The sequence below is a fragment of the Stenotrophomonas sp. As-7 genome (assembly GCF_030291015.1).
Lineage (GTDB): Bacteria > Pseudomonadota > Gammaproteobacteria > Xanthomonadales > Xanthomonadaceae > Stenotrophomonas > Stenotrophomonas lactitubi.
The window spans coordinates 2,287,559-2,311,691 of the sequence record NZ_CP127405.1 but is presented as its reverse complement, the minus strand read 5'-3'; the positions used below and the strand labels follow the sequence as shown (position 1 = coordinate 2,311,691).

The 24,133-nt window shown below is 65.9% G+C and carries 22 protein-coding genes; 11 read left to right on the top strand and 11 right to left on the bottom strand.

Annotated features, from left to right (window positions below):
- Positions 1–8: 8 nt before the first annotated feature.
- Positions 9–1,388 (bottom strand): ATP-binding protein, encoded by a 1,380-nt coding sequence (locus QP457_RS10720; protein WP_205404059.1) that lies wholly within the window; start codon positions 1,386–1,388, stop codon positions 9–11.
- 121 nt (positions 1,389–1,509) lie between these two features.
- Positions 1,510–2,538, bottom strand: coding sequence for an alpha/beta hydrolase-fold protein (locus QP457_RS10715; RefSeq protein ID WP_205404058.1), 1,029 nt, complete (start codon positions 2,536–2,538; stop codon positions 1,510–1,512).
- Between the two features lie 254 nt (positions 2,539–2,792).
- On the opposite strand from QP457_RS10715, the gene QP457_RS10710 reads away from it, so the two are divergent.
- Positions 2,793–3,167 carry a hypothetical protein gene (locus tag QP457_RS10710; RefSeq protein WP_180167029.1) on the top strand — a complete coding sequence of 125 codons (375 nt, stop codon included), beginning with the start codon at positions 2,793–2,795 and terminating at the stop codon, positions 3,165–3,167.
- Between the two features lie 84 nt (positions 3,168–3,251).
- On the opposite strand, the gene QP457_RS10705 is transcribed toward QP457_RS10710, so the two are convergent.
- The 5 genes from QP457_RS10705 to QP457_RS10685 form a co-directional block, all read right to left on the bottom strand.
- On the bottom strand, positions 3,252–3,653 hold the full coding sequence (locus tag QP457_RS10705) for a DUF805 domain-containing protein (RefSeq protein ID WP_205404057.1): 402 nt from the start codon (positions 3,651–3,653) through the stop codon (positions 3,252–3,254).
- Positions 3,654–3,740: 87 nt separating this feature from the next.
- Positions 3,741–5,039 (bottom strand): replication-associated recombination protein A, encoded by a 1,299-nt coding sequence (locus QP457_RS10700; protein ID WP_223880159.1) that lies wholly within the window; start codon positions 5,037–5,039, stop codon positions 3,741–3,743.
- A 269-nt stretch (positions 5,040–5,308) separates the two neighbouring features.
- Positions 5,309–5,947, bottom strand: coding sequence for an outer membrane lipoprotein chaperone LolA (gene lolA, locus QP457_RS10695; RefSeq protein ID WP_100552505.1), 639 nt, complete (start codon positions 5,945–5,947; stop codon positions 5,309–5,311).
- 110 nt (positions 5,948–6,057) lie between these two features.
- Positions 6,058–7,998, bottom strand: a complete 1,941-nt coding sequence (locus tag QP457_RS10690) for a DUF3857 domain-containing protein (protein WP_205404056.1) — start codon at positions 7,996–7,998, stop codon at positions 6,058–6,060.
- A 36-nt stretch (positions 7,999–8,034) separates the two neighbouring features.
- Positions 8,035–10,398, bottom strand: coding sequence for a DNA translocase FtsK (locus tag QP457_RS10685; RefSeq protein WP_180167026.1), 2,364 nt, complete (start codon positions 10,396–10,398; stop codon positions 8,035–8,037).
- Positions 10,399–10,630: 232 nt separating this feature from the next.
- Here QP457_RS10685 and trxB point away from each other — a divergent pair, with 232 nt between their 5' ends.
- Positions 10,631–11,602 (top strand): thioredoxin-disulfide reductase, encoded by a 972-nt coding sequence (gene trxB / locus QP457_RS10680; RefSeq protein ID WP_025877237.1) that lies wholly within the window; start codon positions 10,631–10,633, stop codon positions 11,600–11,602.
- Between the two features lie 68 nt (positions 11,603–11,670).
- Here the strand turns inward: trxB and QP457_RS10675 are convergent, their stop codons facing one another.
- Positions 11,671–13,053, bottom strand: coding sequence for an N-acetylmuramoyl-L-alanine amidase (locus QP457_RS10675; RefSeq protein ID WP_240196376.1), 1,383 nt, complete (start codon positions 13,051–13,053; stop codon positions 11,671–11,673).
- Positions 13,054–13,398: 345 nt separating this feature from the next.
- Between QP457_RS10675 and QP457_RS10670 the strand changes: the two genes are divergently transcribed.
- A complete protein-coding gene (locus QP457_RS10670; RefSeq protein ID WP_205404054.1) occupies positions 13,399–14,523 on the top strand; it encodes a GNAT family N-acetyltransferase in 1,125 nt (374 codons plus the stop codon).
- 59 nt (positions 14,524–14,582) lie between these two features.
- Here the strand turns inward: QP457_RS10670 and QP457_RS10665 are convergent, their stop codons facing one another.
- Complete coding sequence (locus QP457_RS10665) at positions 14,583–15,851, bottom strand: hypothetical protein (protein ID WP_205404053.1); 1,269 nt, start codon at positions 15,849–15,851, stop codon at positions 14,583–14,585.
- A 71-nt stretch (positions 15,852–15,922) separates the two neighbouring features.
- Here QP457_RS10665 and aat point away from each other — a divergent pair, with 71 nt between their 5' ends.
- The 3 genes from aat (at position 15,923) to QP457_RS10650 (ending at position 17,567) form a co-directional block, all read left to right on the top strand.
- Entirely contained in the window at positions 15,923–16,663 is a 741-nt protein-coding gene (gene aat, locus QP457_RS10660; protein WP_100465323.1) for a leucyl/phenylalanyl-tRNA--protein transferase, read from the top strand.
- Positions 16,664–16,749: 86 nt separating this feature from the next.
- Positions 16,750–16,968, top strand: coding sequence for a translation initiation factor IF-1 (gene infA, locus QP457_RS10655; RefSeq protein WP_005409596.1), 219 nt, complete (start codon positions 16,750–16,752; stop codon positions 16,966–16,968).
- 203 nt (positions 16,969–17,171) lie between these two features.
- Positions 17,172–17,567, top strand: a complete 396-nt coding sequence (locus QP457_RS10650) for a hypothetical protein (RefSeq protein WP_205404052.1) — start codon at positions 17,172–17,174, stop codon at positions 17,565–17,567.
- Positions 17,568–17,639: 72 nt separating this feature from the next.
- On the opposite strand, the gene clpA is transcribed toward QP457_RS10650, so the two are convergent.
- The gene (gene clpA, locus QP457_RS10645) at positions 17,640–19,922 is read right to left on the bottom strand and encodes an ATP-dependent Clp protease ATP-binding subunit ClpA (protein WP_049467362.1); all 2,283 of its coding nucleotides are present in this window, start codon (positions 19,920–19,922) and stop codon (positions 17,640–17,642) included.
- A gap of 138 nt (positions 19,923–20,060) precedes the next feature.
- Between clpA and QP457_RS10640 the strand changes: the two genes are divergently transcribed.
- Positions 20,061–20,873, top strand: coding sequence for an APH(6) family putative aminoglycoside O-phosphotransferase (locus QP457_RS10640; protein WP_205404051.1), 813 nt, complete (start codon positions 20,061–20,063; stop codon positions 20,871–20,873).
- A 113-nt stretch (positions 20,874–20,986) separates the two neighbouring features.
- On the opposite strand, the gene clpS is transcribed toward QP457_RS10640, so the two are convergent.
- The gene (gene clpS, locus QP457_RS10635; protein ID WP_025879127.1) at positions 20,987–21,313 is read right to left on the bottom strand and encodes an ATP-dependent Clp protease adapter ClpS; all 327 of its coding nucleotides are present in this window, start codon (positions 21,311–21,313) and stop codon (positions 20,987–20,989) included.
- 113 nt (positions 21,314–21,426) lie between these two features.
- Here clpS and QP457_RS10630 point away from each other — a divergent pair, with 113 nt between their 5' ends.
- The 4 genes from QP457_RS10630 to hflD are packed head-to-tail and all read left to right on the top strand — an operon-like array spanning position 21,427 to position 24,128.
- Positions 21,427–21,915, top strand: coding sequence for a hypothetical protein (locus QP457_RS10630; protein WP_205404050.1), 489 nt, complete (start codon positions 21,427–21,429; stop codon positions 21,913–21,915).
- Position 21,916: 1 nt separating this feature from the next.
- The gene (locus QP457_RS10625) at positions 21,917–22,378 is read left to right on the top strand and encodes an NUDIX hydrolase (RefSeq protein WP_180167018.1); all 462 of its coding nucleotides are present in this window, start codon (positions 21,917–21,919) and stop codon (positions 22,376–22,378) included.
- Entirely contained in the window at positions 22,375–23,517 is a 1,143-nt protein-coding gene (mnmA, locus tag QP457_RS10620) for a tRNA 2-thiouridine(34) synthase MnmA (RefSeq protein ID WP_205404049.1), read from the top strand. Before QP457_RS10625 ends, mnmA begins: the two co-directional genes overlap by 4 nt.
- Positions 23,514–24,128: a high frequency lysogenization protein HflD gene (gene hflD / locus QP457_RS10615; protein WP_205404048.1), complete on the top strand. Its 615-nt coding sequence runs from the start codon at positions 23,514–23,516 to the stop codon at positions 24,126–24,128. The genes mnmA and hflD overlap by 4 nt, the downstream gene beginning before the upstream one ends.
- The last annotated feature ends 5 nt before the right edge of the window (positions 24,129–24,133 follow it).

The window sequence follows — 24,133 nt, the reverse complement described above, 5'->3', positions numbered from 1 at the left end:
CCTGTGGCTTACGGCTGGCGCAGGCTGATGCGGGTGATGCGGTCACCCTTCGGATCTTCAGCGCCACGCGACTTGTTCACGGCGAAGACATTGCCCTTGCCGTCGGCGCGAACGTGGTTGGGGAAGGTGCCGCCATCAAGGTTGCCGACCACCTTGCCATCACGATCAACGGCGGTGACCGTACCGGCGCCGCGGTTGGTGACATAGGCAAGGCCGCTCTTGGCATCGAAGGCCACGTTCAGTGCACCGGCGCCGACCGGCACGTCGTGCACGACCTTGCCGCTGGCCACGTCGACGATCAGCAGGTTGTCAGTGCCCTGCGAGGCCACGTAGAGGCGGTTGCGCTGGGCATCGAAGGCCACGCCCGAGGCGCTGATCGAATTGCCCAGGTCGATGACCTTGTCGACCTTGCCGCTGGCCACATCGATCACCGCCGCTTCCGGCGTACCGATGCTGACCGTGAACAGCTTGCCGCTGGGCTCATCCAGCACCAGGCTCATCGGCACGAACTTCTCGTCGTCCACGCCTGAGGCCAGGGTGATCGGCTCCAGCGCCTTCAGCGTCTTCGCATCGAATACCGACAGATGGTCTTCGCCGGTGGCCGAGGCGAACACCTTGCCGTGCGTGCTGTCGACCACGACGTCGCGAGCGTGCGGCACGGTGCCGACCGGGAACTGATGCACCAGCGACAGATCCGCCTGGCGATAGACGGCCACGGTGTCCTGGCGGGTATTGCTGACCCACACGTTGCCATTGGCATCATCCACACCGACGCCATACACCGCGAACACTGCGCCGTTGGTGCTGCCCGGCACCTGTGCCGGGGTGATGGCCTTGGTCACCTTCAGCGACTTCGGGTCCAGTTTCAGCAGCTGCGACTGGGTGACCGGCGGGCGGCCGACGGCCGAGGTCACGAACACTGCGTTGCTGGCAGCGCTGTAGGCCGACTGGTACAGGCCCGGCACCAGCTTGTTGGACTGGGTGGCGAACTTCGCCTGGCCGGACAGCGGCAACTGCGGCGACACGCGCAGCTTCAGCACGGTTGCGGCGGCGGGCTGGCTGGCGCGCACTACCACCGGGTGGGTGCCCGGCACCGCGTCGCCCGGAATGGCCAGCTGGGTCTTGAAGTTGCCATCGGCATCGACCACCACCGGCTGGCTGTTGAGCACGGTATCGCCACGCAGCAGGCTGACCTGCTGGCCCGGCACGAAGCCGCGGCCGGTGACGTCGGCGGTGCTGCCGGGAACCACGTTCTCACCGCGCGAGACAACCTGGCCCTTGAAGGTGGCGCTGGCCGGCTGGTCGAACACCGGCTGCGCGGTGGCGGTCACTGCCAGCAGCAGGCCGGCAGCCAGGGAAGTGAGACGGAAAGTCGGACGGAACGACATGGAAGGCTCCTTGCACACGTAGGCCGCGCCTGGTGGCGCGGGATTCATCGGTTGCCTTGGCCGCTGCACGTCGACAGTCCGCCTGGGTAGTGGGGTCGCACGGCACTGCCGTGCGAGGGATTCATTCGGCGGCGTTGTCACCACCGGTTGGCTGGCCGTCATCGGCACTGCGATCGGTCACGCCATACAGTTCATGCAGCGCCGCGTGGAAGGACGCCGGCAGCATCGGGCCATGGCCGAGGCCGGGGAACTCGCGGTACTGCACGCTCAGCCCCGGCACGTTGCCCAGGCGTTCGGACAGCTGCATTGCCGCATCCGGGGTGGCGCCACCAATGCGGCGCAGATGCGCGACCACGCGCGGATTGCTCATGTCGCGCTTGCCGCGGTCGCCGACGCGCTCGGCACCGCCGAGCATCAGCCACACCTTCGCGGGCTGGCCGTGTGCGTTCTGCACGAACTGCTGTTCGACGTCGCCCAGCGGCGCGCCCTGGCTCCACCACAACGACGGGCTTGCGCTGAGGTAGTACTGGAAGGCGGCCGGACGGGTGTACAGGCTGCTGAGCACGAACAGGCCGCCCAGCGAGTGACCCCACAGCGCCTGCTGCTGGTGATCGATGTTGGCGCGGCGCTCTACTTCAGGCTTGATGCGGCGCTCAATTACGTCCAGGAACGCCGCCGCCCCGCCGCCGACGGCCTGGGTCTTGCCGCTTTCATCATCGGCGCGATCGATCCACGCGGTGTAGTCGCGGGTGCGCGCGGCCGAATCGATGCGCAGGTCGTTGTCGTAGCCGATCAGCACCAGCACCGGCGGCGACTTGCGTGCGGCCAGCTCGGCCAGCAACGGCTGGTCCAGCACCATTGCCACGGCGTTGCCGTCCAGCGCGTACAGCACCGGCGCTGGGGTCTTCGAGGCCTTGGCCGGGATCGCGACGTTCACCCGCCAGCGGCGTTGCTGGTCGGGGCTGTCGATCACGAAACGCTCGAAGCGGTAGCTGACCGCCGGCTCATCGAGCACGGTCTGGCCCATCTTCTGCAGCGGATTGCGTTGCTGCGCGTATGCGTACGGGGTAGCCAGGAGCAGGCCCATCATCAAGGCGGCCAGGCCGGATACCAGCGGGCCACGGCACGGTGGCAGGACGGAAGACTTCATCAGTGACGGCGAAAGCGGCACACGGCCACCGGTTCACAAGGGACCGCAGTCTACCTTAAACGCGAATGATTATCACATCGATCAGACGTCACACTGTGTATCACGCGCGCGCCAGCGCTTGCGCCGGAAGTCCGTGTTCATCTACTTTTCCCGCCATCGGGGCGCAGGAATCGCCCCGCCTCCGCGGGTGCCTGCCTGGCCCCCATCAGCTCCACAACCCCCATGGGATCGGATCCCATGATTGTGAGAACACCTTGAAGCACAAAGTACTGATCGCACTTGCCGTTGGCCTCCTCGCTCCGCTGGCCGGCCACGCCGCGCCAAGCCTTGCCGGGCTGTATTCGGCCTATGAAGAGGCTGGCTATTCCTCTCTCGGGCTGGAAGAGCTCAACCAGACCGTGCAGTTCACGGCGGTGAGTCTGGGCGCTTCGAGCAACCTGCAGGGCGAGCCGGTCCTTGAGGCGGGCGACGAAGATGGCCAGGTATTGGCCCGCCTGACCGCCTCCGACGACGAGCAGAACGCCAAGCTCGCAGCGATGGAGGAAGGCGTCTCCTTCACCGCCAGCTGCACGCTGCAGTTCAGCTCGGGATCGGATTACCTGGCGTTGGGCGACTGCGTTCTGCAGTAATCGGTCCGGCACCGCTGACAGCAGCGCGGAAACGACGAAGCCGGCTCAGAGCCGGCTTCGTTGCATGAGGCGACGTTGGCGACCTCAGGGGCCAGTAGGCACAGGGCCGTACGGGTTGTGCTGCGGCGTGCCTGGCAGCAGCGCAAAGATCAGGATCACCAGGCCACCACCCGGCACTAGGGCCAGCAGATACAGCCAGCCGGACTGGCCGCAGTCATGCAGGCGGCGCACAGTCACTGCGATAAGCGGCACGATCGTGGCCAGCCAGAGCAGACCCACCAGCGCCAGTGCCCCGATCGTGATTCCGGCCATCCAGCTGGAATCAGCTTCCAGGACGAGGCCAGCGACGAGCGCCACCGTCAGCGCGATCAAGCCCACCGCAGTTCCCGCCAGCAACAGAAACAACTGGAACATCCAGTACTCGCGGCGGTTGGCACGCCCCTCGAACTGGGCATAGCGCTTCAACGGCAGAATCATTTCCTGCACGGCATCGTTCCTTGAAAAACAGGGCCGCGCAGTCTGCCAAATGCGTACAGGCAGGGCAATGAGAAACCTTGCATGAAGCGAACCGGGCTATGCGCCCTTGGCCGCCCGCGCCGCCTCGCGCTCAGCGCGCAGCCGGTCCAGCTTTTCCTTCAGCTTGATCTCCAGCCCGCGCGGCACCGGGTTGTAGTACACCCGTTCGCCCATTGCATCGGGGAAGCCGGTCTGGTCCAGCGCGATGCCGCCCTCGGCGTCGTGGTCGTACTGGTACTCGGCGCCGTAGCCCAGCTCCTTCATCAGCTTGGTCGGCGCATTGCGCAGGTGCAGCGGCACTTCTTCGGTGCCGCTGTCGCGCACATCGGCCTTGGCCTGGTTGAAGGCGGCATAGCCTGCATTCGACTTGGCGGTGCTGGCCAGGTACAGCACCAGCTGGGCGAAGGCGAGCTCGCCTTCCGGGCTGCCCAGCCGCTCGTAGATGTCCCACGCTTCCAGCGCCATGCTCTGCGCGCGCGGGTCGGCCAGGCCGATGTCTTCGATGGCCATACGGGTCAGTCGACGTGCCAGATACGACGGATCACAGCCGCCATCAAGCATGCGCGTGAGCCAGTACAGCGCAGCGTCTGGATTGGAGCTGCGCACGGATTTGTGCAGCGCCGAGATCTGGTCGTAGAACTGCTCGCCGCCCTTGTCGAAGCGGCGGGTGCGGTCGGCCAGCACCTGGGTGAGGGTCTGCGGGGTGATGCGACCGCCCTCCCCGCCCGCCAGTTCGGCGGCGATTTCCAGCAGGGTCAACGCACGACGCACGTCGCCATCGGCAGCGGTGGCGATTTCCAGCAGCAGTTCCGGCGCGACCTCGATGTGTTCCTCGCCGAGGCCACGCTCGCGATCGCCCAATGCACGTTCCAGCGCTTCAACGATGTCGGTCGGCGAGACGCCTTCCAGCACGTGCACGCGGCAACGCGACAGCAGCGCCGAGTTCAACTCGAACGACGGGTTCTCGGTGGTGGCGCCAACGAACAGGATGGTGCCGCGCTCGATGTGCGGCAGGAACGCATCCTGCTGCGCCTTGTTGAAGCGATGCACTTCGTCGACGAACAGCACGGTACGACGGCCTTCGGCGAAGCGCTGCGCCGCCTCGGCCAGCACCTGGCGCACCTCCGGCAGGCCGGACAGCACCGCGGAAATGGCACGGAATTCGGCGTCGGAGTATTCAGCCAGCAGCAACGCCAGCGTGGTCTTGCCGCAGCCCGGCGGCCCCCACAGGATCATCGAATGCACGCGCCCGGATTCAACCGCGCGGCGCAGCGCGCTCTCCGGCGCGAGCAGACGCTTCTGCCCGACCATTTCGTCCAGGGTGCGGGGGCGCATGCGCTCGGCCAGCGGGCGCATGTGTTCCCGATCGACACTCAGCAGATCGGGACCGGGGAATGAAGTGGAGCGATGTCTTGGCACGTGCTCATTGTACCGCGAGAGCGTGCCAACCAAGGTTGGCACCTACCAGGGGCGGTAGCGCCGGGCCCTGCCCGGCGGACCATGAACGGTAGTGCCGGCCGCTGGCCGGCAGATCAAAAGCGTGTCAACCAAGGTTGACACCCACCAAGGGCGAAGGTTGACACCCACCAGAGCAGGTAGCGCCGGGCCATGCCCGGCGTCACGCATCAATTGCCGATGACGTCGGTGCCGGCCGGCGGGGTGAAGCGGAAGGTGTTGGCGGCGAAGCTGGGGTTGCGCTTCCAGCCGCTGAAGCTGATCACGGTGCGCTGACCGACGGCGTCGGTGATCTCCATTTTTGCCAGGCCCTGGGCATTGAAGCCGAGTGCGGCGTACTGGAAGCTGGCTTCGGTATCGCGCTTCGGCGACAGCGACAGCCACTGCAGGCCATCGCGCTGTGCGGCCTCTTCACTTACGTCGTACTGCTGCTCCAGTAGCGCCGGGTTGATCAGCGCGGTCAGCGGGCTGTTCTGCTCTTCCTTGCCCTGCTCGCGCACGGTCGCCTGTTCCAGGTCCGGCTCGAACATCCACACCTTCTTGCCGTCGGCCACGATCAGCTGTTCATGCGGGCGCACGTATTCCCAGCGGAACAGGCGCGGCGCCGACAAGGCAACGCGGCCGCTGGTGGATTCCTTGACCTTGCCGCGGCTGTCGAACACCTGCTGGCTGAACTGCCCATCCAGGCCCTTCAGGCCGGTGGTGAAGGTCTTCAGGTCATCACGGGCGCCGGCCCAGGCGCTGCCGGCGGCGGCGCAGGCCACGGCCAGGGTGGTGGTGGCAAGGAAACGACGGAGGCGAAGGTTCATGCAGGAATCCTGTGGGCGCGCGGCCAGGAAAGTTGGGTGCCAGTGTGCCCGGCAAAAGATGAATGGGCGATCAGGACGCCATTATGACGCCCTGATCGCTGATCGGCGATTCAGCCGCCAGCGCCCGGCAGCCTGCCGTACAGCACCTGGCCACGGAAGCCGCGGCGCACCTCGCGGAACAGCGCGCGGAAGGCGGCATAGTCCTGCGGCTGGCACAGCGCCTCCGCGCCGCGCACCGCGTTCTGCTGCAGGCGGTGGTGCACGGTCACTTCCTGGCCCTGCCGGCTCCAGTCGACCCGATACTCGCCGGCCGCATTGGCAAACCGCTGGCTGCCGGGAATCGCGATGATCGGGGCATTGGCCGGGAACTGCAGGCGATAGGTTTCCTCGCGCAGGCTGGCATTGCAGTAGAACGGCGTCTCGTTGTCCGGTGCCGAGGCACTGGCATACAACCCACGCACCGATTCGCCACCCGGCGGATCGGGTACGGCCATGCCGCCGGCCACGTCGAAGTCCACGTAGTCCTCGGCCTGGAACGCCATGCGATAACCGAACGGCCGGGTCAGGTCGACCGGTACACCCTGCAGCTGCAGCTGGCCACGGCCATCGAAACCGGACGCCGCCATGATCGATTCTTCAGCGCGCGCCCGGTTCTGCGCATTGAGCTGGGCGAACTGTGCGCGCATGCCGATCTCGGCGTTGTCGCTCAGCTGCGGCACCGTCTCGCCACGCAGATTGCCCTGTGCGTCGAAGGTAAAGCGTACGTCCATCACCGTCGCGTTGCGCTGCGGATCATTGGCCGGCGTGCGTGCCAGGGTGGCATCGCGGGTGTGCAGCACCGGCGCGCCAAGATCGCCATCGGGCAGCTGGCCGAAGCGCGCCCAGGCACTGGTCGAGTCCAGATACAGATCGAACTCGGGCACATAGGTGATGGCGTGGTTGAAGCGACCCAGCAGCGGAATCTTCGGCAGCGTTGGGCCGCCACCTGCACCGATCAGCACCGGCGAGCTGGTGATGCCCTTGGCCGCCAGCAGCGCCTCAAGAATCGTTACGTGGTCCTTGCAGTCGCCGTAGTGGTTGTCGAGGATGCTCTGCGCACTGTTCGGCTCCAGGCCGCCATTGCCCAGGTACACCGCCACGTAGCGGATGTTCTGCGCGACCCAGCGGTACAGCGCATCGGCCTGCGCGCGGCGGTCACTGATACCGGCAGTCACTTCGTCGGCCAGCGCCTGGATCTCCGGGGTGACCTGCGCGGCCGGACCGGCCTTCAGTTGATAGGCGCGACCCATCTGCGCCCAGTCGCGGTAGGTGCTGGCCATGATGTTCGGCCCGAACTCCCACACCGCCGCCGACCAGTTCTGCGCCTGCATCGGCTCGCGGCGCTGGTAGCGCCAGCGCCACGTCGCCTGGCCGTTCTTCACCACCGGGCGATCGCTGCCCTGCACGCCGCGGCTGTCCACGTGCATGGGCAGGTTGGCCGGCGCGCTCAGGGTCACTTCGGCATCGTCGTACTGGGTGAACACATTGAAGGTTTCCCACAGGCCGAAGTAGCCCGGGAAGTACGGCGTCAGCTGGGTCCGCCGCACCTGGTAGAACAGCCGCGTACCCGGCGCCAGGTTGGGGAACACGATCACCCGCACCTTGCGGTCGGCATACATCGCCGCCGAGGCGCTGGAATAGCTTTCCTGGGTGTAGATGCGATCGGCCGGCACCTCGCGGCGCTGGCCGTCGGCGGTCAGCGTGTAGGCGTTGACCACATCCAACGTTTCCATCTTCTCGCTGTAGCTCAACCGCACCTGGCTGAACTGCTCCACCGCGGCCTTGGTCTTGAGCAGGATCTCGTAGGTTTCAGTCTGTACGTTGCCAGCATCAGGGCGCACCTGGTAGTCGGCGCGATAGCGGACGAAGCTGAAGTTGTTGCTGGCCTCGGCATCGCTGCCGGTGGACGGCGGCGCGACCGCGGGTACGGCTGTCGCGGCGGCATCGGCCAGCGCCGGGCCGGCTGCCAGCAGGCAGGCCAGCGCCAGCGCGCAGGAAACGGGTTGAAGCATGCGTCGGTTCCTTGGACGTCGGGAATGCGGCAGGGCTTACTTCGGCGGCGGCGGTGCCAGCACCGTGCGGTCGCCGTTGTGCTCGGGCGAACTGACCACACCGGCCGCTTCCATGGCCTCGATCAGTCGCGCTGCGCGGTTGTAGCCGATCTTCAGGCGACGCTGCACCCCGGAAATCGAGGCACGACGGGTCTCGGTGACCACGCGCAGCGCTTCGTCGTACAGCGGGTCGGACTCATCGCCGCCGCCGGAACTGGTCTCCGGCAGGCCAGTCGCACCGACCACCACGCCATCGCCCATCGTCTGCACTTCATCCAGCACGCCGTCAACATAGTCGGCCGGGCCCATCGCCTTGAGGTGCTCGACCACGCGATGCACTTCTTCATCGGACACGAAGGCGCCGTGCACTCGCTCGGGCATCGCCGTGCCGGGCGGCAGGTACAGCATGTCGCCGTGACCGAGCAGCGTCTCGGCGCCGGACTGGTCGAGGATGGTGCGCGAATCGATCTTCGAGCTGACCTGGAAGGCGATGCGGGTGGGAATGTTGGCCTTGATCAGGCCGGTGATGACATCCACCGACGGGCGCTGGGTGGCCAGGATCAGGTGGATGCCGGCCGCACGCGCCTTCTGCGCCAGGCGCGCGATCAGCTCTTCAACCTTCTTGCCGACGATCATCATCATGTCGGCGAATTCGTCGATGAAGATGACGATGAACGGCAGCGTCTCCAGCGGCCGCGGCGCCTCGCCCAGTTCCGGGTTCGGCTTGAACAGCGGGTCCATCATCGGCTGGCCGGCGTCCTGCGCGTCCTTCACCTTCTTGTTGAAGCCGGCCAGGTTGCGCACGCCCACCGCGCTCATCAGCTTGTAGCGGCGCTCCATCTCGGCCACGCACCAACGCAGGCCGTTGGCGGCCTCCTTCATGTCGGTGACCACCGGCGCCAGCAGATGCGGGATGCCCTGGTAGACGCTCAGTTCGAGCATCTTCGGGTCGATCATCAGCATCCGCAGGTCTTTCGGCGACGCCTTGAACAGCAGGCTCAGCACCATCGCGTTGACCGCCACCGACTTGCCCGAGCCGGTGGTACCGGCCACCAGCAGGTGCGGCATGCGCGCCAGGTCGGCCACGGTCGAGCGGCCGGCGATGTCCTTGCCCAGCGCCAGGGTCAGCGAACTGGCCGACTTGTCGTATTCCTTCGAGCGCAGCAGCTCGGACAGGTAGATCATCTCGCGGGTGACGTTGGGGATTTCCAGGCCGATCACCGACTTGCCCGGGATCACATCGACCACACGCACCGACTTGACCGACAGGCCGCGGGCGATGTCCTTGTCCAGCGAACTGATCTGGCTGACCTTGATGCCCGGCGCCGGCTCGATTTCGAAGCGAGTGATGACCGGGCCGGGGTTGGCGCCGACCACCTGGGCATCGATGCGGAAGTCCTTGAGCTTGAACTCGATCTGCCGCGACAGCGCGTCGAGGGTGTCCTTGTCGTAGCCCACGGGCTGCGGCTTGGGATCATCCAGCAGGGCCAGCGGCGGCAGGTCCGAGCCGTCGCCGTTGACGCCGCGGAACATCGGGATCTGGTTGTCGCGCTTGGCCCGGTCGCTCTTTTCGATCACCGGCTCGGGGCGCGGCTCGATCTTCACCGGCTCACGCTTGGCACGCACTTCGGCATCGGCCTTGCGCACTTCCTGGCGCTCCTCGCGCATCACGCGGGTCTGCTGCCACTCGGTGGCCTGCTCCTTCTTGCGCTCCAGCAACGGTGCCAGCGACATCACGCCGCGACCGATCTTCTCCATCACCACGAACCAGGACAGGCCTGTCGCCAGGGTGATCGAGGCCAGCAGCAGCACCAGCACGAACAGGTTCGCCCCGAGCGCGCCAAAGCCGACGCTGAGCGAATTGCCGACCAGCTTGCCAAGGATGCCGCCGGCATGGGACACGTCGCCACTGAACAGGCGCACGTGCAGGAAGCCAGTGCCGGCAATCAGGAAGCCGACCAGCCCGACCAGCCGCAACGCGGGGTCCAGATCGTTCTCGCCCTTGCTCTCGCGCTTGAGGCCGAACATCGCGATCCAGGCCAGCGCGCCCAGCACCACCGGCAGCAGGAAGGCGATGTAGCCGAACAGCTGCAGCAGCACGTCGGCGATCCACGCGCCCGCGCGGCCGCCCATGTTGTGTACCGGCGCGACCACGCTGCCGGTGTGCGACCAGCCCGGGTCCGTCGCTGAATAGGTGAAAAGGCTTGCAGCCAGATACAGCAGCGCCGGCGCGATGGCGATCAGACCCAGGTCGCGCCACAGGCGCTGACGGCGTGGATTGTCGGTCGTGGCCGCTGCCGCCGTGCGACGCGATGCCTTTTTGTCGTCGGACTTGGAGCGTTCGGGGACCTGCTTCGCCACCTTAGACCATACCTTTGGAATGCGCTGTTAGTGTTTGATAATAAACGAGACGGCGTCAGTTTTCAGTTATCCGTTGCCGCACAAGCGGAGACAGGGCCGGAAACCGCCGGTGGATGGCGCTGTTCTGTTCATCGGCTTGAATCGCCCTGCCCCAGCCGCCACTCTATGACCAGCCAAGGATGCTGTGCAAACATCGCCGCGCCTTGTCCCATCTACCTTTTCGCGAGTCTACATGAGCACCAGCCTGCCCTCCCGCCACCAGCGTCTTGTCATCCTCGGTTCCGGCCCGGCCGGTTGGACCGCTGCCGTCTACGCTGCCCGCGCCAACCTGAAGCCGGTCGTCATCACCGGCCTGCAGCAGGGTGGCCAGCTGATGACCACCACCGAAGTGGACAACTGGCCGGGTGACGCCCATGGCCTGATGGGCCCGGACCTGATGGCGCGCATGCAGGCCCACGCCGAGCGCTTCGAGACCGAGGTGATCTTCGACCACATCCACACCGCGGACCTGTCGCAGCGCCCGTTCAAGCTGATCGGCGACAGCCACGAGTACACCTGTGACGCCCTGATCATCTCCACCGGCGCGACCGCCAAGTACCTGGGCATCCCGACCGAAGACGAGTTCAAGGGTCGCGGCGTGTCCGCCTGCGCCACCTGCGACGGCTTCTTCTACCGTGACCAGGACGTGGTCGTGGTCGGCGGCGGCAACACCGCCGTGGAAGAAGCGCTGTACCTGTCCAACATCGCCCGCAAGGTCTACCTGGTCCACCGCCGCGACACCCTGAAGGCGGAGAAGATCATGCAGGACAAGCTGTTCGCCAAGGTCGAAGCCGGCAAGATCGAAACCGTCTGGCACCACCAGGTGGAGGAAGTGCTGGGCAACGAGGCCGGCGTGACCGGCGTGCGCGTGAAGTCGACCCTGGACGGCAGCACCCGCGACATCGATGCGCACGGCTTCTTCGTGGCCATCGGCCACCACCCGAACACCCAGCTGTTCGACGGCCAGCTGACCATGAACAACGGCTACCTGGAAATCCGTTCGGGCCTGGGCGGCAACGCCACCCAGACCTCGGTGGAAGGCGTGTTCGCCGCCGGCGACGTGGCCGACCAGCACTACCGCCAGGCGATCACCTCGGCCGGCTTCGGCTGCATGGCCGCACTGGATGCCGAGCGTTACCTGGATGCGCAGGGCAAGGCCAGCTGAGGCTGGCTTCTGTAGCGTCGAGGAATGGTTGACTCGAAGCGGGCGCGAAAGCGCCCGCTTCAAAGCACTCAACCTGCCGTCGCGGGCTCCACACCGGCAGAGATGATCGGAGCCCCACTCAACCCGCGCGATGTTCGGATGCACTGCACGACGTGGCGCACAGGCGGCGATTCCACGCCATCGGCGTCCACGACCCGCGTATCCCACAGAATTGGCGCACTCCCGGCGTTCTCACACCGCAGGGTAATCTGGCTAGGTTTGTCGTCGGGGGCAGTGATGTGAACCTTTCCGTCGCTGCAGGTCCATCCGGGTGGACAGCCCACGTTCGTGGTGACCAGTTCGATGGGGTACTGCGGATAGCCCTCGAAGGCGACATCCACCTGCTGTGAGCTTCCCTGAGGCAACTGGATTCCCTGGATGGGCTCGGCCTTCAACGGAACGCAGCCCTTGCCTTCGCGGAAGAGCCGGTAGCCCTTCTCGACTCCTTTCATGGAGGCAGTGCGGAACACTGGATCCAGCAAGGCGGCTGCGTCTTCAGCATTTGTGTGGAACGCTATCTCGATCACAACCGAGGGCATGTGTGCGAACCCGTTCTCGCCATGGCGGGCGGCCTCTGACTTTGCCGCAACTGGAAACTCTGTGTATGCGTCCTGCGCAGTAATGAGTTCATGCATATAGCACAGCGCCATATCGCCCAATTCACGATCTGCTTGCTTGTTTGCGTGGTAGTACGCTCGCGTGCCTCGGGCAGAAGGTGAGTCGCTTGCATTGGTATGAAGGCTGAGCATGCCCTCCACCGCCAGATGATTGGCGTAGTAAGGCCGCGACCTGATGTCGTCTTTTACCTCCCTATCCCTCTCCGTACTGTTGGCAAAGTGATGCCAGATGTCGGTGCGGTCAGGGAGCAGGTTCATAAGATGATAGCGTGCGGACATCTCACTCCACGGCCTCATCGAATCCGGGTGAAGATCGCCCGTATTGCGGCGAGCCCGATACACTGACGCCGAACCCCTGTCCTGAAGGAAGGTCTGCAGCTCCTCCGCGTACCCGGGAGTGATGAGATCCTCTCGAATGCCGTGACTGAGCGGACGCTGGAATTCCCACTCCCGACCGGGATGAATGCTCACCAGGCCATGACTGGCTGACACAAGTACCGAGTTTCCTAATGGCGCCACCCCCTGCCTGAACTGTAAGTCGCGCTGAAAGTAGTGCGAGTAAGGCTTCCCCCCGTAGATGATCTCGGTCACTACTTCCCCCGCACCAGCCTGCAGTGCATAAGCTGCCAGCGCAGTCCTGATCCGCTGCTCGATATCCTCAAACGAGTGATCGTCTTCGCCATCCAGAATCCGCCGATCCAGATCAATGACCAGTACCTGCCGCACCAGATCAACCGACGCCGTCACGGCAAGGTTGGCCGACTTGGAGCGCGCCAGCTGGAAGCGGTCAAGCATGCGCTGCCCCTCCCGGGTCAACATAAGATCAAGCGCCACATCTGTGGCCTGCTCTGGCGGAACAACTTCGACGGACGCAGCAGGGCAGGAACTAGATGCTGCGAGAAGTAGCCCAAGAACTGCCGTGGGAATGATAGATCTCCGTTTCATGCTTAACTCCTGTGCGATGGACTGATGCACGCTTGCGTGCGCGCATCTGAGCGTTGCCCATCCATCCGCTAGGGATCAGCACTTCACTCCACATTGCTGCAGTTTTCGTAAAACCCTCAGGGCCAGTTGCGGCGCCAGAACGCCACGAACGAGAACGTTTGGCACTGATTACCTCACCTGCCCTATCCTCTCCCCATGCCCACCGCCCGCTTCCTCGACTCCCTGCAGCCCGTTCCCGCCACCGACTGGGATGCCCTGCACGACGGCCGCAACCCGTTCGTCAGCCACGCCTTCCTTGCCGGCCTGGAGACCTACGGCTGCCTGCGCGAGGACTGGGGTTGGCAGCCGCAGCACTTCACCCTGTGGGACGGGGACACCCTGGTCGGCGCCGCTCCCGGCTACCTGAAGACCAACTCACACGGCGAGTTCGTGTTCGACCATGCCTGGGCCAACGCCTATGCGCGCCACGGCCGCGACTACTACCCGAAGTGGCTCGGCGCGGTGCCGTACTCGCCGGTGACCGGCCCGCGCCTGCTGGCCCGTGACGATTCGCAGCGTGTTGCGCTGCTGACGGCAGTGCGCGAACAGATGCCCGCACTCGGCGTGTCGTCAGCACACATCAATTTCCACACGGCAGCTGACGAGACCGCTTTCGGCGACGACTGGCTGCTGCGCGAGGACATCCAGTTCCAGTGGCAGAACCCGGGCGACTGGAGCACGTTCGAGCAGTTCCTCGGTGCCATGAACCACAAGCACCGCAAGAACATCCGCCAGGAGCGGGCCAAGGTCACCCGACAGGGCATCAGCTTCCGGGTGGTGCATGGCGACGAAGCGAGCCGCGCCGATCTGCAAGCCATGTACCGCTTCTACCTGCAGACCTTCCTGGAATACGGCAACGCGCCAGCGCTGACCGAGGCATTCCTGCGCCATCTGGCAATTTCACTGGGCCGTGGGCTGGTGCTGTTCCTGGCCGAACAGGACGGCGAACCCATTGCCGGTGCGCTGTGCCTGCGCGGTGGCGACACGCTGTACGGCCGCTACTGGGGCGGCGCCACCCTGCCCGGCCTGCACTTCGAGGCCTGCTACTACCAAGGCATCGAATACTGCCTGCGCGAGGGCGTGGCCCGCTTTGAGCCTGGCGCGCAGGGCGAACACAAACTGGCGCGTGGCTTCCTGCCGACCATCGTGCGAAGCCGGCACTGGGTGGCCGATGCGGAGTTTGCCGAGGCGCTGCGTGACTGGTGCTGGCAGGAGCGGCGGGATGTGCGGCGCTACCAGCAGGAGCTGCAGGGGCACAGCCCGTTTCGTGCGGAACCGTAGCGTCGGAGAAGCGTGCCAACCAAGGTTGGCAACTACCAGAGCAATTCAGGGCACTGCGCTCAGGTGCACTGCCAGAAATGCCCGCTCACCCGGCACTTCGCGCACCAGAAGCTGTAGAGCATGCCGCCACTCCCCCACAGCAACATGCCTTCATTGGTGGTCGGCAACGTCGAGTCGAGCTGCATCACGAAAGGCATCTGCTCGCCGCAATCGACGCACTCCGGATAGTGCGCGCTCTGCACCCAGCTCGGCGCGCCGCCCACGCGCGACAGGTTCTGCCGATGATTGGACTGGCCCCAGTCCTGCTGCTGCCAGCGAGGGCTGTCCATCACAGCAAGACCAACCTCGGCCTGCATCAGGTCGCCGCTGTCGGTGGGATTGATCGGCACCTCACGGTGCTGGCTGGGGTGGCAGCTGGGCACGCCGTCCGCATCGTGGCGATAGAAACGCACGGGCGGATCTTCCCACCCGCAGCAGTCCAGGCACAGGCCCAGGGTGATCGAGCCGACCGCTCCCTCCTCCAGCGCCGCAGTGTCGGTCTGCAACAGACGCTGCAGCGGTGCATGGCAGCTGCCGCACACGGCGTCGAGCGGGCCGCCCATGCTCCCCGCATGCTGCACCTGACCGCCATTCCAGGTGGGGTGCAGCCGCCAGATCCGCTTGCGCCAGCCCGGCTCTTCGGCCACCTGTGCACGGTGCTGCCTGATTCCAAAGCGCAGGTGCAGCGGTTGCTGGTCATGCAGGCGGCGCAGCCGAGGGCCATCAGCCAGGCCTGCCCAGTGCGCCCAGACCTGCGCATCCAGATCGCTCCAGTCGGCCAGGTAGCCACGCGCGGCAGCATGGGTTTCCGGCTGGCTGGCCAACAGCACTGCCTTGGCGCGTTCCAGTTCGCGATCGTCGTCGGCCTCGGTCAACCGATGCGCCCAATGCGATGCGAGCGGCGGCGGCAGTGCCTGCCAGATCTGCGAGGCCAATTGCACCCCATCTTCGGCAGCCGCCGCCAGCAGCGCCTCCCAGTCGCCTTGCAGCGTGTGCGGCGCCTGGTAGCTGGCGAACTCCAGCACGCTGGTCAGCAGCTCACTGCGCTCGCCGTCACGATAGCGTCGCCAGGCATCGGCACAGACCGACGCGACGGCTTCATCCGGCAGCAGATCCAGCGCCGTATCGAGGAAGGCGGAGCTGGGCGAGCGGCGCTCCAGCGCCTGCAGCAGCAGCGCGCCAAGCTGGGGGCGGTCTTCGCTGGCCAGGGTCAACAGCATGCCCAGGCTGTCATTGCGTGTGCGCGGCGCATCGTGCGCATCGAGGATGGCGGTGATGGGGTCGCTCATGCGGGGCTCCTTGCCGGTGAAGCGTGATGGTGCCAGACATCGCGTATCGCCACGACGAATACAATGCCGGCATGACCCGTCAGTTGCCCTGGCGCCTGGCCGATGCGCCGGATGCCCCCTTCCCGCCGGCCGAGACCGCGCTGCGCCAGCCCGATGGCCTGCTGGCCGTGGGCGGCGACCTGCACCCGCTGCGCCTGCTCAACGCCTATGCCGGCGGCATCTTTCCGTGGTTCAGTGAGGGCGAGCCTATCCTGTGGTGGTCGCCGGACCCGCGCATGGTGTTCCGTACCGACGGTGTGCACCTGAGCAGCAGGTTCCGCCGGCAACTGCGCGGCAGCACCTGGGAAGTGACCGCCGATACCGCCTTCAGCCAGGTGATGCGTGCCTGCGCCAGCGCCCCCCGTCCCGGCCAGGACGGCACCTGGATCAGCCCGGCGATGGTCGATGCCTACAGCCAGCTGCACGACTTGGGATTCGCGCATTCCTTCGAAGTGTGGGACCGGCAGACGCTGGTCGGTGGCATCTATGGCGTGGCCATTGGCGCGATGTTCTTCGGCGAAAGCATGTTCAGTGGCGCCAGCGGCGGCTCCAAGGTGGCGCTGGCGGCACTGGCGCGCACGCTGCATGGCTGGGGTTGGCCACTGATCGATGCGCAGGTGGAGAACCCGCACCTGCTGCGCATGGGCGCCGAGCACCTGCCGCGCGCGCCGTTTCTGCAACAGGTCCGCAGCGCGGTGCAGGCGCCGGGCCGGGAAGGCGCCTGGACCCAGCTGGTCGGGCGCGTGCCGGCAGCGGATTTTGCCGGGGAATAACACAATCTTTGCAAGCTGGGCGTTTGACGCGTAAAATGCTGCGCCTTAGGCCCAACGTGGCCGTTTTCTGAACCGCACAGGACTACATGTCGAAAGACGATTCCATCGAGTTCGAGGGCACCGTCAGCGAGACGCTGCCGAACACCACTTTCCGCGTTCGTCTGGAAAATGGGCACGAAATCATCGCCCACATCTCCGGCCGCATGCGCAAGAACTACATCCGCATCCTCACCGGTGACCGGGTCAAGGTTGAAATGACCCCGTACGACCTGACCAAGGGTCGTATCACCTACCGAATGAAGTAAGCGGCTGGCGCGTTGCGCCACCCCGACAAGGCCAGCCCTGGACGCTGGCCTTTTGTCATGCCTGAAATCCGGCCCTGCCGGACGGCACCCTGACCGAATGCACCGTGACATCGGTCAGCCATGCTTGCGGCAGATTCGCATTCGCACCGGCGGCGTCATCGTGGCACCCGATCCAGTCCGGATCGCCACCCCCTGCCCCCGTCATGAACATGTCTTCCCTGCCCGCTGGCTTCGCCGCACTCGCACTCATCGCTGCCGCCCTGATCGCTCCCGCCTCCCAGGCCGCCGACACGCCGCCAGCCACCACCGGCGACAGCTGCATTGCGTTGAGTGAGGACCAGCAGATCGTGCGCGCCGGTGCCGATCGCGATGTGCTGCTGCGCAATGGTGACCAGCACTACCGCGTCATCTTCACCGCCTCCTGCAACAGCGCCGTGACCTCGCGCCGGCTGGCGTTTGAAACCCAGGGCGAAAGCAACCAGCTGTGCGGCGGCTCGCGCAGCGTGCTGAAAACCGACCGCGCCAGCTGCACGGTCGAGCGGATCGAGCCCCTCGAAGCTGCCACCTTCCAGCGCATGGCCCGCCAGCGCAGCCGTTGAAGGCTGACACGACAAGGGCGGCCTGAGCCGCCCTGTCGTTGCCTCCGTCGCCGGGCAGTGCCCGGCAGACGCTTATTCCACCGTGGCCGGCAACAGCCGCTCAGGCTCGGCCTGCGCCTCGACAACCAGCTCGTCGTTGCGCACGTCGATGCTGACCTTGCCGCCGTTGACCAGCTTGCCGAACAGCAGCTCGTCGGCCAGCGGGCGCTTGACCTTGTCCTGCAGCACCCTCGCCATCGGGCGGGCGCCCATCAGCGGGTCGAAGCCATGGTGGGCCAGCCAGTCGCGCGCGGTCGGGGTGGCCGACAGGCTGACGTGCTTCTCCTGCAGCAGCATTTCCAGCTCGATCAGGAACTTGTCCACCACGCGCAGGATGTGCTCGAAGCCGAGCGGCTGGAACTGCACCACCGCATCAAGGCGGTTGCGGAACTCCGGCGTGAACGCACGACGGATGGTCTCCATCGCATCGGTGGCGTGGTCCTGCTTGGTGAAACCGATCGAACGCCGCGAGGCCTGCGCCGCGCCGGCATTGGTGGTCATCACCAGCACCACGTTCTTGAAGTTGGCTTCGCGACCGTTGGTGTCGGTCAGCACGCCGCGGTCCATCACCTGCAACAGGATGTTGAAGATGTCCGGGTGCGCCTTCTCGATTTCATCCAGCAGCAGCACGCAGTGCGGCGTCTTGACGATCTTCTCGGTCAGCAGGCCGCCCTGGTCGAAGCCGACGTAGCCCGGAGGCGCACCGATCAGGCGGCTGATCGAATGCGGCTCCATGTACTCGGACATGTCGAATCGGACCAGCTCGATGCCCAGCTGCAGCGCCAGCTGCTTGGTCACCTCGGTCTTGCCGACACCGGTGGGGCCGGCGAACAGGAAGTTGCCGATCGGCTTTTCCGGATTGCCCAGGCCCGAGCGCGCCAGCTTGATGGCCGACGCCAGGGTGCCGATGGCCGGATCCTGGCCGAAGATCACCATCTTCAGGTTGCGCTCCAGGTGCTGCAGCACATCCTTGTCGGTGGCACTGACCTGCTTGGCCGGGATGCGCGCCATCTTGGCGACGATGGCCTCGACCTCTTCGACGTCGATCAGCTCCTTGCGCTGACCTTCCGGCAACAGGCGCTGGCGGGCACCGGCCTCATCGATTACGTCGATGGCCTTGTCCGGCAGCAGACGGTCGGCGATGTGCTTGACCGACAGGTCGACGGCGGCCTGCAGCGCTTCATCGGCGTAGGTGACGCCGTGGTGCGCTTCGTACTTGGACTTCAGGCCCTGCAGGATCTCGTATGTTTCGCCCACGGTCGGCTCGACGATGTCGATCTTCTGGAAGCGACGGGCCAGCGCCCGGTCCTTCTCGAAGATGCCGCGGTATTCCTGGAAGGTGGTCGAGCCGATGCAGCGCAGCTCGCCCGATGCCAATGCCGGCTTGATCAGGTTGGAGGCATCCATGGTGCCGCCCGACGCCGAACCGGCGCCGATGATGGTGTGGATCTCGTCGATGAACAGCACCGCATTGGGCACCTTCTTCAATGCGGTCAGCACGCCCTTCAGGCGCTTCTCGAAGTCGCCACGGTATTTGGTGCCGGCCACCAGCGCGCCCAGGTCGAGCGAGTAGATGACCGCATCGGCCAGAACGTCCGGCACCGAACCTTCCACGATGCGTCGGGCCAGGCCCTCGGCAATGGCGGTCTTGCCGACGCCGGCCTCGCCCACGTACAGCGGGTTGTTCTTGCGGCGGCGGCACAGGACCTGGATGGTGCGTTCGATCTCGTCGGCACGGCCCACCAGCGGGTCGATGCGACCGGCACGAGCCTGCTCGTTGAGGTTGCTGGCGAACTCGGTAAGGGCATCGCCCTTGGGCTCGCCCTCGCCCCCTTCCATGCGGCCCTCGCCCTCGGACGAGGACGGCTGCTCGCCCTCCTCGCCCAGCTTGGCGATGCCGTGGGACAGGTAATTGACCACATCCAGCCGGGTGACATCCTGCTGGTTGAGGTAATAGACGGCGTGGGAGTCCTTTTCGCCGAAGATGGCGACCAGCACGTTGGCGCCGGTGACCTCCTTCTTGCCGGAGGACTGCACGTGGTACACGGCCCGCTGCAGCACGCGCTGGAAGCCCAGGGTCGGCTGGGTATCGCGGCCATCATCTTCGGCCAGGCGGGACACGGAGGCCTCGATGGCCTGCTCCAGCTCCTGGCGCAGGCGGTCGGCGTCGGCGCCACAGGCCTTCAATACGGCCTGGGCGGACGGGTTGTCGAGCAGTGCCAACAGCAGGTGTTCGACCGTCATGAACTCATGTCGGGCCTCACGGGCGCGCTTGTAGCACTGGCCGATGGTGTGTTCGAGGTCTTTGCTGAACATGGATTACTCCGGCGGCAGTTGGGGACAATATGCGGCCTGACTACGCGATTTCCATCACCCTAGCGGATTGCGACGTTCAGATGGCGTTAGCAGTGCGAACCGCTTGATCATCGTTCACTCCAGGACAGCACCCTCACCATGAGCGAACCCTACCTGAGCCGCTGGCGATTGCGACGTGATGGTCCTTCGATCCGTACCCCCCATGCCCGGCTCTGGCCGGTGCTGACCGCCTCTGGCGAGGCGGCCATGTTGAAGGTGAGCACGGAGACAGAGGAACAGAACGGCCATCGCCTGCTGCGCTGGTGGAACGGCGACGGTGCCGCACGCCTGCTGGCCCACGAGGGGCCGGCGATCCTGATCGAACGGTCGCACGGCGACTCGCTGCGGCAACGTTCGATCAAGGGCGAGGACGACGCCTGCACCATGATCCTGTGCCAGGTCCTGCAGCAGCTGCACCGGCCACGGAGCGCGCCGCCAGAAGATCTGGTCTGCCTGCGTAGATGGTTCGCCGATCTGCTGCAGGCAAGGGCGCCGCTGCCGCCATTGCTGGAACAGTGCAGATCGCTGGCGATGGCACTGCTGGAGGACGAGCAGGAGATACGCCCGCTGCATGGTGACCTGCACCACGACAACGTGCTGGATTTCGGCGCGCGGGGCTGGTTGGCGATCGACCCGAAGCGGCTGCTGGGCGATCGCGCGTTCGATTACACAACAATGTTCAGCAACCCGGACCTGTGCGGGCCAGGCATCCATGTGGCCACCCGGCCAGAGCGCTTCCATGCCCGGCTGGAACAGGTCTGCCGGCTGGCTGATATCGAGCGCACGCGGCTGCTGCGCTGGATCGCGGCCAGTGCCGGGCTGTCAGCGGTGTGGTTCCGGGATGACGGCGACCCGGCCGACATCGATGAGGCGGTAGCCGGGATGGCTTTGCAGGCGCTGGCGGAGGCGTGAACCCTCTGCCTGCCCTGGTAGGTGCGCACCTTGGTGGGCACGCTCCATCCGGGGTCGATACGCCCGGGCAGAAAGCAGCCGAGCATCGGCTCAGCTCTACAGATCGTGGGCGGTCAGGCCTTTTCCATCGTGCACAGCAACGGATGCTGGTTCATCCGCGCGTACTCGTTGACCTGGGCCACCTTGGTCTCGGCCACTTCACGGGTGAACACACCGCAGACGCCACGGCCACGGGTGTGGACGTGCAGCATCACCTGGGTGGCCTTGTCCAGGTCCATGTTGAAGAACTGCTGCAGGACGTCCACGACGAAATCCATCGGGGAGTAGTCGTCATTGAGCAGCATGACCTGATAGAACGGCGGCGGCGCTACTTCCGGGCGCGCGGGCTCCACGGCAACGCCGTGCTCGTGGTGGGAATCGGGGGCGGACTCGCGAGGCATCGGTCCATTATAAGGGCTGAGACGGCCCTGCGTCGGCCCTGTGCGGAATGGACGGCAAGGACGCCCGCCGTCACAATTGCACCTTCCCACACTCTTGGTTTCACAGGATCTTCATGAAAAGGACCCTTCTCTCCGCCCTGCTGATCGCCCTGGCTGCCGCTGGCACCGCTGGCGCTGCGACCACCACTGACAGCGCGAAGGCCGACAAGGCCGTTGCCCGTCATCTGGAAAAGCTGGGCTACACCTACGAGGTGGATGAAGACGGCGACTACCAGATGGTGTTCGACGTCGAAGGCGATCGCACCCAGATCGTCTATGTGCGCTCGTCGGTGGAAGACTTCGGTACCCACAACATCCGTGAGATCTGGTCGCCGGGTTATACCTCGCAGACCAAGCAGTTCCCGATGGCCGTGGCCAACCGCCTGCTGGAAGACTCGCAGGATGCCAAGATGGGCGGCTGGGTGAAGCAGGAGTCGACCGCGATGTTCGTGGTGAAGATCGATGCCGACGCCACCTCCGACCAGCTCAGCGACGCCATCGATGCGGCCATCCGCACCGCCGATGCGATGGAGCTGGAGCTGACCAAGAAGGACGACCTCTGAGTTGAACACCTCGCCGGACCCGCGCTGGGCACCGCACGCAACCGTCGCCACCGTGGTGATCGACGGCGGCCGGGTGCTGCTGGTTGAAGAAACCATCGAAGGCCGGCAGGTGCTGAACCAGCCGGCCGGGCACCTGGAGCCGGGCGAAAGCCTGGCTGCCGCCGCCCTGCGCGAGACCGTCGAGGAAACCGGCTGGACAGTGGAACTGACCGCCTTCATCGGCTGCTACCAGTGGACCGCCGCTGACGGCACCCCGTTCCTGCGCTTCTGTTACGCCGCGCGCCCGGTCTCGCACGACCCGGCGCGGCCGCTGGATGCCGGCATCGATCGGGCGCTGTGGATGACCCCGGCCGAACTGCAGGCCGCCGCCGGACGCCAGCGCAGCCCGCTGGTCTGGCAGGTGCTGGCCGACTACCTGGCCGGCCAGCGCTACCCGCTTGCACTGGTCCGGGAGGTCGCATGAGCAGCCCACGGGTGATGGTTGGCGTGTCTGGCGGCGTGGATTCTTCCGTCGCCGCCTGGCGCTTGGTACAGCAGGGCGAGGCCGCGGCCGGTCTGTTCATGCAGAACTGGGCCGACGACGGCAGCGGTGACTGCCGCGCCGAGGACGACCGCCGCGATGCGGTGGCGGTGTGCGGGCTGCTGGGCATCCCGTTCCATTTCCGCGATTTCTCCAACGAGTACTGGCAGGGGGTGTTCGAGCACTTCCTGGCCGAGTACGCCGCCGGCCGCACGCCGAACCCGGACGTGCTGTGCAACCGTGAAGTGAAGTTCAAGCACTTCCTGGATGCGGCCCGCGAGCTGGGCGCCGAGCGCATCGCCACCGGCCACTACGCGCGCATTGCCCAGCGCGGCCATCAGTGGCTGCTGCTGCGCGGCGCCGATCGTTCCAAGGACCAGAGCTACTTCCTGCACCAGCTGGGACAGGAACAACTGGCGGCCACGCTGTTCCCGATTGGTGATCTGGAAAAGAGCGACCTGCGCCGGATTGCCCGCGACGTGAGCCTGCCGACCCACGCCAAGAAGGATTCGACCGGCATCTGCTTCATCGGCGAGCGCGATTTCCGCGAGTTTCTCGGACGCTACCTGCCGGCCAAAACCGGGCAGATCCTCGACCCCAGCGATGGCAGCGTGATCGCTGAACACCCTGGCGTTTTCTATTTCACCCTGGGCCAGCGCGAAGGCCTGAACATCGGCGGCGTGCGCGGCCGCCCTGCCGCCCCCTGGTATGTGGTCGGCAAGGACGTGGCGAGCAACGTGCTGTACGTGGACCAGGACCGTGACAGCCCGTGGATGCTGTCCAACCGGCTGCGCTCGGAGACCGCGCACTGGATTGCCGGTGCGCCGCCGGCACGGCGTTTTGAATGCACCGCGCAGACCCGCTACCGCCAGCCGGATGAGCCGTGCACGGTGGATGTGCTGGACGACGGCAGCGTGCAGGTTTCCTTCGCCCGGCCGCAGCGTGCAGTCACCCCCGGGCAATCCCTGGTGCTGTATGACGGTGAGGTCTGCCTGGGTGGCGCGGTGATCGCCGCCACCGACGCACCGCTGGAACAGCGCCTGCGCACCACCCCTTCCCCTTTTGAGGTACTCGCTGCATGAGTTTCACTGTCGACGACCGCGTTCTGGCTTTGGCCGGCATTGCCCAGGCCCTGCAGCAGGTACGCCGTATCGCCGATACCGGCCATTCCGACGCCGCTGCCGTGCGCACCGCCGTAGACAGCGTGTTCCGCATCGATGCGTCCTCGCCGCAGGCGGTGTTTGGTGATCGGCACGCACTGAAGTCGGGCCTGCGCCTGCTGCACAATCATTTCCGCAGCCAGGGCCAGGATCCGATCCTGCCCAAGCTGGCCCTGTCCGTGCTGCAGCTGGAGCGCCGGTTCGTGCAGGACGGGGCCACCGTGAACAAGGTCGCCTCGGGTATCGAGCGCGCACAGAAGCAGGCCGCCGAGCTGGGTGACAGCGGCCATCCCGATGTACTGGCCGCGCTGGGCGGTCTGTATGCGGACACGATCAGCCACCTCAAGCCGCGGGTGATGGTGCAGGGCAACCCGCACTACCTGGGCCAGACCGGCGTGGTGGCCGAGATCCGTGCACTGCTGCTGGCCGCCGTGCGCGCCGCGGTGCTGTGGCGGCAGCTGGGTGGCAGCTACTGGGATTTCCTGCTCAGCCGCAAGGCGATGGTCGAGGCCGTGGACCGGCAGCTGGCCTGACGGTG